General features: G+C 69.5%; 8 protein-coding genes. 2 read left to right on the forward strand and 6 right to left on the reverse strand.

From position 1 onward, the window contains the following. Positions 1-59: 59 nt before the first annotated feature. From AC6EI8_RS21350 to AC6EI8_RS21365, 4 genes are all read right to left on the reverse strand, one after another. The gene (locus tag AC6EI8_RS21350; protein ID WP_149319277.1) at positions 60-1,262 is read right to left on the reverse strand and encodes a tryptophan--tRNA ligase; all 1,203 of its coding nucleotides are present in this window, start codon (positions 1,260-1,262) and stop codon (positions 60-62) included. 40 nt (positions 1,263-1,302) lie between these two features. Beyond that, on the reverse strand, positions 1,303-1,968 hold the full coding sequence (locus tag AC6EI8_RS21355) for a site-2 protease family protein (protein WP_149319278.1): 666 nt from the start codon (positions 1,966-1,968) through the stop codon (positions 1,303-1,305). An 82-nt stretch (positions 1,969-2,050) separates the two neighbouring features. After that, positions 2,051-2,674 (reverse strand): L-threonylcarbamoyladenylate synthase, encoded by a 624-nt coding sequence (locus tag AC6EI8_RS21360; protein WP_498382799.1) that lies wholly within the window; start codon positions 2,672-2,674, stop codon positions 2,051-2,053. A gap of 16 nt (positions 2,675-2,690) precedes the next feature. Beyond that, on the reverse strand, positions 2,691-3,536 hold the full coding sequence (locus tag AC6EI8_RS21365) for a 3',5'-nucleoside bisphosphate phosphatase (RefSeq protein ID WP_149319280.1): 846 nt from the start codon (positions 3,534-3,536) through the stop codon (positions 2,691-2,693). A 319-nt stretch (positions 3,537-3,855) separates the two neighbouring features. On the opposite strand from AC6EI8_RS21365, the gene AC6EI8_RS21370 reads away from it, so the two are divergent. Further along, the gene (locus tag AC6EI8_RS21370) at positions 3,856-4,953 is read left to right on the forward strand and encodes an NAD(P)/FAD-dependent oxidoreductase (protein ID WP_498382803.1); all 1,098 of its coding nucleotides are present in this window, start codon (positions 3,856-3,858) and stop codon (positions 4,951-4,953) included. 22 nt (positions 4,954-4,975) lie between these two features. Here AC6EI8_RS21370 and AC6EI8_RS21375 read toward each other — a convergent pair whose 3' ends face one another. Further along, entirely contained in the window at positions 4,976-5,869 is an 894-nt protein-coding gene (locus tag AC6EI8_RS21375) for an alpha/beta fold hydrolase (RefSeq protein ID WP_498382800.1), read from the reverse strand. A gap of 289 nt (positions 5,870-6,158) precedes the next feature. On the opposite strand from AC6EI8_RS21375, the gene AC6EI8_RS21380 reads away from it, so the two are divergent. After that, on the forward strand, positions 6,159-7,913 hold the full coding sequence (locus AC6EI8_RS21380) for an acetate--CoA ligase (RefSeq protein ID WP_498382801.1): 1,755 nt from the start codon (positions 6,159-6,161) through the stop codon (positions 7,911-7,913). A gap of 97 nt (positions 7,914-8,010) precedes the next feature. Here the strand turns inward: AC6EI8_RS21380 and AC6EI8_RS21385 are convergent. Continuing rightward, positions 8,011-8,607, reverse strand: a 597-nt coding sequence (locus tag AC6EI8_RS21385) for a ferritin-like domain-containing protein (protein WP_498382802.1), incomplete at its 5' end; no start/stop codon positions are given.

Below are 8,607 nucleotides of genomic sequence, written 5' to 3' on the forward strand. Positions count from 1 at the left end.
GGGCTCGCCGAGCGCGGCATGCGGCGCGCCGGCGGGCATGGACGACGGCAGCGAGCCCATCAACGGTATCCCAGCCCCATGGCCTCGCGCACGTCGCGCATGGTCTCCTGCGCGACCGCGCTGGCCTTGGCGCAGCCGTGGTCGACGATGTCGCGCAGCAGGGCCGGATTGTCCATGTACGGCTGGGCGCGCTCGAGCATCGGCTGCTGCTCGCGCAGGATGCCCTCGATCACCGGCTGCTTGCATTCGATGCAGCCGATGCCGGCGCTGCGGCAGCCCTTGAGCACCCATTCCTTCGTGGGCTCGTCGGAATACACCTGGTGCAGCTGCCACACCGGGCAGCGGGCCGGCTCGCCCGGATCGGTGCGGCGCACCCGTGCCGGATCGGTCGGCATCGTGCGCACCTTCTTCTCGACCGAGTCCTTGTCCTCGCGCATGCGGATCGTGTTGCCATAGGACTTCGACATCTTCTGGCCGTCGAGCCCGGGCATCCGCGACGCGGCCGTCAGCAGCGCCTGCGGCTCGACCAGGATGGTCTTGCGCGAACCGGCCAGATAGCCCAGCAGCAGCTCGCGGTCGTCATTGGACAGGCTCTGGGACTGCGCGACCAGCGCGCGGCCCTCTTCCAGCGCGCTGTCGGTGCCCTGCTCCTGGAAGGTCTTGCGCAGGTCGAGGAACACGCGGGTCCGCTTGCCGCCCAGCTTCTTCGCGGCCTCCTGCGCCTTCTCCTCGAAGCCCGGCTGGCGGCCGTACAGGAAGTTGAAGCGGCGCGCGATCTCGCGCGTGATCTCGACGTGCGGCACCTGGTCCTCGCCCACCGGCACCTTGTCGGCGCGATAGATCAGGATGTCGGCCGCCTGCAGCAGCGGATAGCCGAGGAAGCCGTAGGTCGCCAGGTCCTTGTCCTTGAGCTTCTCGATCTGGTCCTTGTAAGTCGGCACGCGTTCGAGCCAGCCCAGCGGCGTGCCCATCGACAGCAGCGTGAACAGTTCGGCGTGCTCGGGCACGCGGCTCTGGATGAACAGCGTCGCCTGCTCCGGATCGACGCCGGCGGCCAGCCAGTCGGTCAGCATTTCCCAGACCGATTGGCCGATCACCTCGGGCGACTCGTAGTGCGTCGTCAGCGCGTGCCAGTCGGCCACGAAGAAGAAGCACGGGTGCTCCGACTGCAGCTTGACCCAGTTTTTCAGCACGCCATGGTAGTGGCCAAGATGCAGCGCGCCGGTAGGCCGCATGCCGGAGAGAACGCGATCGGGGAACATGTCGTTGTAATCAGTCTTTCAGGAAATCATTGCACCAGCGTCACTGCACCAGCGCCAGGATCGGCGCCAGCAGCAGCTGGACCAGCGAGCCCAGCAGGCTCATCACCGGCTGCATCCAGACCCGGGTGATGACGCCGGCGGCGACCAGCGCCAGCACGACGAAGATGCCGTACGGCTCGATCTTCGACAGCGCGTAGGCCATGCGCTGCGGCAGCAAGGCGCTGAGCACGCGCCCGCCATCGAGCGGCGGAATCGGAAACAGGTTGAACGCCGCCACCACCAGGTTGACCAGCACGCCGGCGCGCGCCATCTGCGCGAAGAACGGTTCGTCGACCTGCGCCAGCACCAGCCCCAGCGCGACCAGCGCCCAGGCGAAGGCCTGCACCAGGTTCGCGCCCGGGCCGGCCAGCGCGACCCACATGCTGTGCCAGCGCGGGTTGCGCAGCCGGCCGAAGGCGACCGGCACCGGCTTGGCATAGCCGAACACGAACTGGCCGCTGGTGACCAGGTACAGCAGCAGTGGCACGGCGATGGTGCCGATCGGATCGATATGGCGGACCGGGTTGAGGCTGACCCGGCCGAGCATATAGGCGGTGTTGTCACCGAACAGCTTGGCCACATAGCCATGCGCGGCCTCGTGCAGCGTGATGGCGAACAGCACGGGCAGCGCGTAGACCGCGAAGGTCTGAATCAGAGAGGCGTCCATGGGGCGCTATTGTAACGGCGGGCACCGGCCGCCACGCCGATTCGTGGGGCGGTCTGCGCCGGGCAGCGGCATGATGCCGCGCTCACAGCCCGAAGCGGGTGACATCGCCGCGGCCGGCGCGCACCAGCACCGGTTCGCCGCTGGTCAGGTCGATCACCGTACAGGCATGCGCGGGCGCGGTGCCGCCGCAGATCACCAGGTCGAGCTGCTTCTGCAGGCGCTCGCGAATTTCGAAAGGATCGTCCAGCGGCGCGGCATCGCCGGGCAGCTGCAGCGTCGAACTGATCATCGGCTGGCCCAGTTCGTTCAACAGCGCCTGCGGGATGGCATGGTCGGGCACGCGCACGCCGATGGTCTTGCGGGCCGGGTGGGACAGCCGCCGCGGCACTTCCTTGGTGGCCTCGAGGATGAACACATAGGGCCCGGGCGTGGCGCCCTTGATCCAGCGGTACTGCCGATTGTCGACCCGCGCGAAATTGCCGAGCTCGGACAGGTCGCGGCACATCAGCGTCAGGTGGTGCTTGTCGTCGATGCCGCGCAGCCGGCGCAGGCGCTCGACCGCGCCCTTGTCGTCGAGCCGGCAGGCGAGCGCATAGCTCGAATCGGTGGGCAGCGCGATCAGGCCGCCCTTGCCGACGATCTGGGCGGCCTGCTTGATCAGGCGCGATTGCGGATCGACCGGATGGATATCGAAGAACTGCGACATGGGGCGGTCCGGCGGCTTACCAGTCGTGCCAGACCGGCGTCAGCGACGACGGCAGCGGCGGCAGCGAGCCGATCTCGACCCGCCCTTCGCCCGGCCCGTGGAAGTCCGAGCCGCGCGAGGCCAGCAGCCCGTAGTGCCGCGCGACGTCGGCATAGCGGCGGTACTGGTCCGGCGTATGGCTGCCTGTCACGACCTCGACGGCGCCGCCGCCGAGCGCGGTGAATTCGTCGAAGAGCGCGTCGTGCTGGGTATCGGTGTAGTCGTAGCGGCCCGGGTGGGCCATCACGGCGATGCCGCCGGCGGCGCGGATCCACTTGACCGCCTCGCCGAGCGTGGCCCAGCGATGGCCGACATAGCCGGGGCGGCCCTCGGTCAGATAGCGGTCGAACACCTCGGAGATATTGCCGCAGATACCCTCGTCGACCATCCACCGGGCGAAGTGCGTGCGCGAGATCAGGTCGGGGTTGCCGACATAGCGCAGCGCGCCTTCGTAGGCGCCCTCGATGCCGACCGCGTGCAGCGCGTCGCCGATGTCCTGCGCGCGGCGGGCGCGGCCCGAGCGCGTCGCGGTCAGGCCGTCGATCAGTTCGGGGCACAGCGGATCGATCTGCAGGCCGACGATATGGACCGTCTGGCCCGCCCAGGTCACCGAGATCTCGACGCCCGGCACATAGCGCATGCCCAGCGCCTCGGCGGTCTCGCGCGCGATCAGCTGGCCGCCCAGTTCGTCATGGTCGGTCAGCGACCAGATCTCGACGCCGTTGGCGTGCGCCCGCTCGGCCACGACCGCGGGTGGCAGCGTGCCGTCCGAGATGGTCGAGTGGCAATGCAGGTCGGCGTTGATGGCGTGGGAAGCGTGCATTCCGTCATTCTACTCCCGCGCCTTCCGTGTCCGCAGAAGCCGGGCGCCGCTGCACCGCGGGGCATGGCCGCCCTGGCGGTCCACTGCGGTCGACGGTGGCCACTGCGGTCGACGGCAGCTACTGCGGCCAATGGGGGCTACTGCGGTCCACGGTGGCTACTGCGGCCAATGGGGACTACTGCGGTCCACGGCGGCGCATAGCCATGCCGCCAACGCTGGCGTAGCCGGAACCGCGGCGGGGCCGGGGTATAGTGGACGCCTCCCCAGTCTTTCCGCGCGGCGTGCCGCCATGGCGCACGCCGGCCGCAACGATCCGATCATGCAGAACACCCATCCGGCCTCCCCCTCCCAAGACGTTTCCACCCCGCCCGCCGCGACCAATACCGAACCGGTCCGCACCGACGTGCTGATCGTCGGCGCCGGTCCGGTCGGCCTGTTCGCGGCCTTCCAGGCCCGGGTGCTGGGCCTGCAATGCGAGATCGTCGACGTGCTGGACCGCGCCGGCGGCCAGTGCACCGAGCTCTATCCCGAGAAGCCGATCTACGACATCCCCGCCGTGCCCGGCTGCCTGGCCCAGGACCTGGTCGACCGGCTGCTGGAGCAGTGCGCACCGTTCGCGGTGCCGATGCATTTCGGCCAGCGCGTCGAGGGCGTGCAGGAATTGCCCGGCGAGCCGCAGCGGCTGCTGGTCGCCACCGATGCCGGCAAGCGTTTCGAGGTGGCGGCGGTGCTGATCTGCGCCGGCGCCGGCGCGTTCGCGCCGCAGCGCGTGTCGCTGCCCGAGGCGGCGGCGCTGGAGGGCCGGCATTTGCACTATGCGGTGCGCGACGTGTCGCGCTTCGCCGGCAAGCGCGTGATCGTCGCCGGCAGCGGCGACTCGGCGCTGGACTGGGCGCTGGCGCTGCGCAAGGTGGCCGCGCGCGTCACGCTGCTGCATCGGCGCGAGGGCTTCCGCGCGGCCGACCATACGGTCGCCGAGATGCGCGCCGCGGTGGCGGCGGGCGAGATGGATTTCGTCGTCGGTATGCTGGGCGCGCTGCAGACCGAGGGCGACGCGCTGGTCGCCGCGCAGGTGCGCACGCGCGACGAGACGCTGACGCTGCCGGCCGATGAACTGGTCGCGCTGTACGGGCTGGTGTCCGAACCGGGTCCGATCGCGCATTGGGACCTCGACATGCGCGCCGGCCGCATCCTGGTCGATACCACCACCTACGAGAGCTCGCGCCGCGGCATCTTCGCCGCCGGCGACATCGCCTTCTATCCGAACAAGCAGAAGCTGATCCTGTCGGGCTTCCACGAGGCCGCGCTGGCGCTGCGCCGCGCCTACCACTACGCCTTCCCCGACAAGGCGCTGGTCCACGTGCACACCAGCAACAACGCCGCGCTGAAGGAAGCGCTGACGCACGGCACGGACTGAGGCGGAGGGCCGCCGCGCGGGCTCAGCCGCAGAACGACTCGATCAGCCCCGCGACCGCCTCGGGCTGGTCGTGATGCAGCATGTGGCCGGCGTCGTTGAGAATCACCTCGCGGAAATCGCGGAACGCGGCGAAGCGCTGCTTGAATTCGGCGATGCTCTGCTTGTGGGCGATATGGCGCAGCGTCTCCGAGTCGCGCGCCTCGACGTGCAGCACCGGCGCGGTCGCCGCGGCCCAGATCGCCATCGCCTCGTCGACGCGATACAGCACCGGATTGATCAGCTTGTGCGCGGGATCGCCGAGGATCTCCCAGCGACCTTCCGCGTTGCGCCGCGACCAGTGTTCGGCGAGAAACGCCGCGCGGTCGTCGCGCAGCCGGGGATTGGTTTTCTTCAGCCGCGCGGCGACCGCCTCGACGCTGTCGTAGGTCTTCAGCGTCGGCGGGTCGCGCAATTCGTCGAGCCAACGGGCGAAGCGCCGCGGCGCCTGCTCTGGCCGAGTGGCCGTCATGCCGAAGCCCTCCAGGTCCACCACGCGGCGTACCCGCTCGGGACGCACGCCGGCGTAGAAGCACGCGATATTGGCGCCCATGCTGTGGCCGACCAGGTCCACCGCGCCGTCCGGCTGATAGTGGTCGAGCAGGACTTCGAGATCGGCCAGATAGTCGGGAAACCAGTACGACGCCGTACCCGGATGGCGGGTCGGCCAGCCGGTCTGGCCGAAGCCGCGCCAGTCCGGCGCGATCGCGTGCCAGCGGCCCTGCAGCGCGTCGACCAGGAACTGGAACGAGGCCGCCACGTCCATCCAGCCATGCAGCAGGAACAGCTTCGGCGCGCCCGGTTCGCCCCAGTGGCGCACGTGGTAATCGAGGCCACGCACCGTGATACATTCGGAGCGCGATGTGTCGCGGATCGTCATGGTCTGCCCTGTCCCGCCTTGTCGGCTGTGTGGTTGCGGCGATTGCTCTGCCTGTGGTGATGATTGCGATCGTGATGATCACGTTGATCGCGATGGTCACGATCGTCACGATGGTCGTGCCAAGGATTGCCGCGAGGGACCGTCGATGGCCACCACGCCCTCAGTCCGACAAAATCGAACGCTCGTTCGATTTACCGCGATTGTAGCCACAAGCGAGTCCGCGACGCCAGCCAGCATGCCAACAAGATCCGCGGCGCCCGACGCCGCGGACACAAGAACGGAGACCACCATGGCCGCATCCTCGCTGCCGGACAGCCGGCGCGACGACTATCCCGCGCTCTACCGCGACTTCCACTGGCACGTACCCGAAACCTTCAATCTCGCCGAAGCGTGCTGCGGCCGCTGGGCACGCGATCCCGCCACGCGCGACCGGATCGCCGTCCATACGGAGCATGAGGATGGCCGGCGTGCGTCGCATCGCTACGGCGAGATCCAGCGCGACGCCAATCGGTTGTCGCACGCGCTGCGCGAGCTGGGCGTCCGGCGCGGCGACCGCGTGGCGATCGTGCTGCCGCAACGCATCGAAACCGTGGTCGCGCATATGGCGGTCTACCAACTCGGCGCGATCGCGATGCCGCTGTCGATGCTGTTCGGCCCCGAGGCGCTGGGCTATCGCCTGCAGCACAGCGAGGCCTGCGTGGCGATCGCCGACGAGACCTCGATCGACAATCTGCTCGCCGCGCGCGGCGACTGCCCCGCGCTGCAGGCGGTGATCGCCGTCGGCGAAGCGGCGGGCCGCGGCGACCGCGACTGGGACGCGGCGCTGGCGGACCAGGCCGACGACTTCACCGCCGAGCAGACCAAGGCCGACGAGGCCGCCGTGCTGATCTACACCAGCGGCACCACCGGGCCGCCCAAGGGCGCGCTGCTGCCGCACCGCGCGCTGATCGGCAACCTGACCGGCTTCGTCTGCTCGCAGAACTGGTATCCGCGCGAGGACGATGTGTTCTGGAGCCCCGCCGACTGGGCCTGGACCGGCGGCCTGTGGGACGCGCTGATGCCGGCGCTGTACTTCGGCAAGACGATCGTCGGCTACCAGGGCCGCTTCTCGTCCGAGGTCGCCTTCGGCCTGATGGAGCGCTACCGCGTCACCAACACCTTCCTGTTCCCGACCGCGCTCAAGCAGATGATGAAGGCCTGCCCGGCCCCGCGCGAGCGCTACGACCTGCGGCTGCGCGCGCTGATGAGCGCCGGCGAGGCGGTCGGCCAGACCGTATTCGACTGGTGCCGCGAGGCCTTCGGCGTGATCGTCAACGAGATGTTCGGCCAGACCGAGATCAACTACATCGTCGGCAACTGCACCGCGCAATATGACGACGATCAGCTCGGCTGGCCGGCGCGGCCCGGTTCGATGGGACGGCCCTACCCCGGCCACCGCGTCGCCGTGGTCGACGAAGAAGGCCGCCCCTGCCCGCCCGGCGAGGACGGCGAGGTGGCGGTCTGCACCACCGACATCCACGGCCATCCCGATCCGGTGTTCTTCCTCGGCTACTGGAAGAACGAGGCGGCCACCGAGGGCAAGTTCGTCGAGTACGATGGCCTGCGCTGGTGCCGCACCGGCGACCTCGCCCGTGTCGATGAAGACGGCTACCTGTGGTACCAGGGCCGCGCCGACGACGTCTTCAAGTCCTCGGGCTATCGCATCGGCCCGAGCGAGATCGAGAACTGCCTGCTCAAGCATCCGGCGGTGTCGAACTGCGCGGTGGTGCCGTCGCCGGACCCGGAGCGCGGCGCGATCGTCAAGGCCTTCATCGTGCTGACGCCGGGCGTGCAGCGCTCGGCCGAGTCCGAGGCCGCGCTGGTCGCCGAACTGCAGCAGCACGTGCGGGGACAGCTGGCGCCGTACGAGTATCCGAAGGCGATCGCCTTCATCGACCAGCTGCCGATGACGACCACCGGCAAGATCCAGCGCCGCGTGTTGCGGTTGCAGGAGGAAGAGGCGGCACGGCAGCGTTCGGCGGCCCCACGCGTGGGCAACGGCTAGACGGTCAGCCGTCGGGGAGCCGGTCGAGTCCGCTGGTTGGGGCAGCCGGTTGGGCCAGCCGGTTGGTCCAGCCGGTTGGTCCTTCACCGGTTTGCCGTTATCCGGCGCTGCCGGTCAGCCAGGCCAGTTCGTCCTCGTCGAAGCCGGCCGCGCGGCGCGCCGCCAGATTGAACGGCGGCCGCAGCCGCGGCGCCTGGTGGCGCTCGGCCAGTTCGGCGTAGGTCGTCACAGGATCGAGGCCCCGCTCGGCGCATAGCCAGCGATACCAGCGGTTGCCGATCGCCACGTGGCCGACCTCGTCGCGCAGGATGATGTCGATGATCGCCGCGGCCTCGGCATCGCCGGCGTCGGCCAGCCGCGTGCGGACCACCGGCGAGGCGTCCAGCCCGCGTGCCTCCAGCGTGCGCGGCACCAGCGCCATGCGCGCCAGCACGTCGCCGGCGGTGCGGTCCGCCATCTCCCACAGGCTGTTGTGCGCCGGGAAATCGCCGTAGGCGAAGCCCAGCTTGCGCAGGTGCTCGGCCAGCAGCGTGAAGTGCAGCGCCTCCTCGTCGGCCACCTGCAGCCAGTCGCGGTAATACCCCGCCGGCATGCCGGCAAAGCGCCAGACCGCATCGAGGGCCAGGTTGATCGCGTTGAACTCGATATGCGCCAGCGCGTGGATCAGCACCGCGCGCCCCGCCGGATTCTGCAG

This window comes from Cupriavidus sp. R6-3 (genome assembly GCF_059772245.1).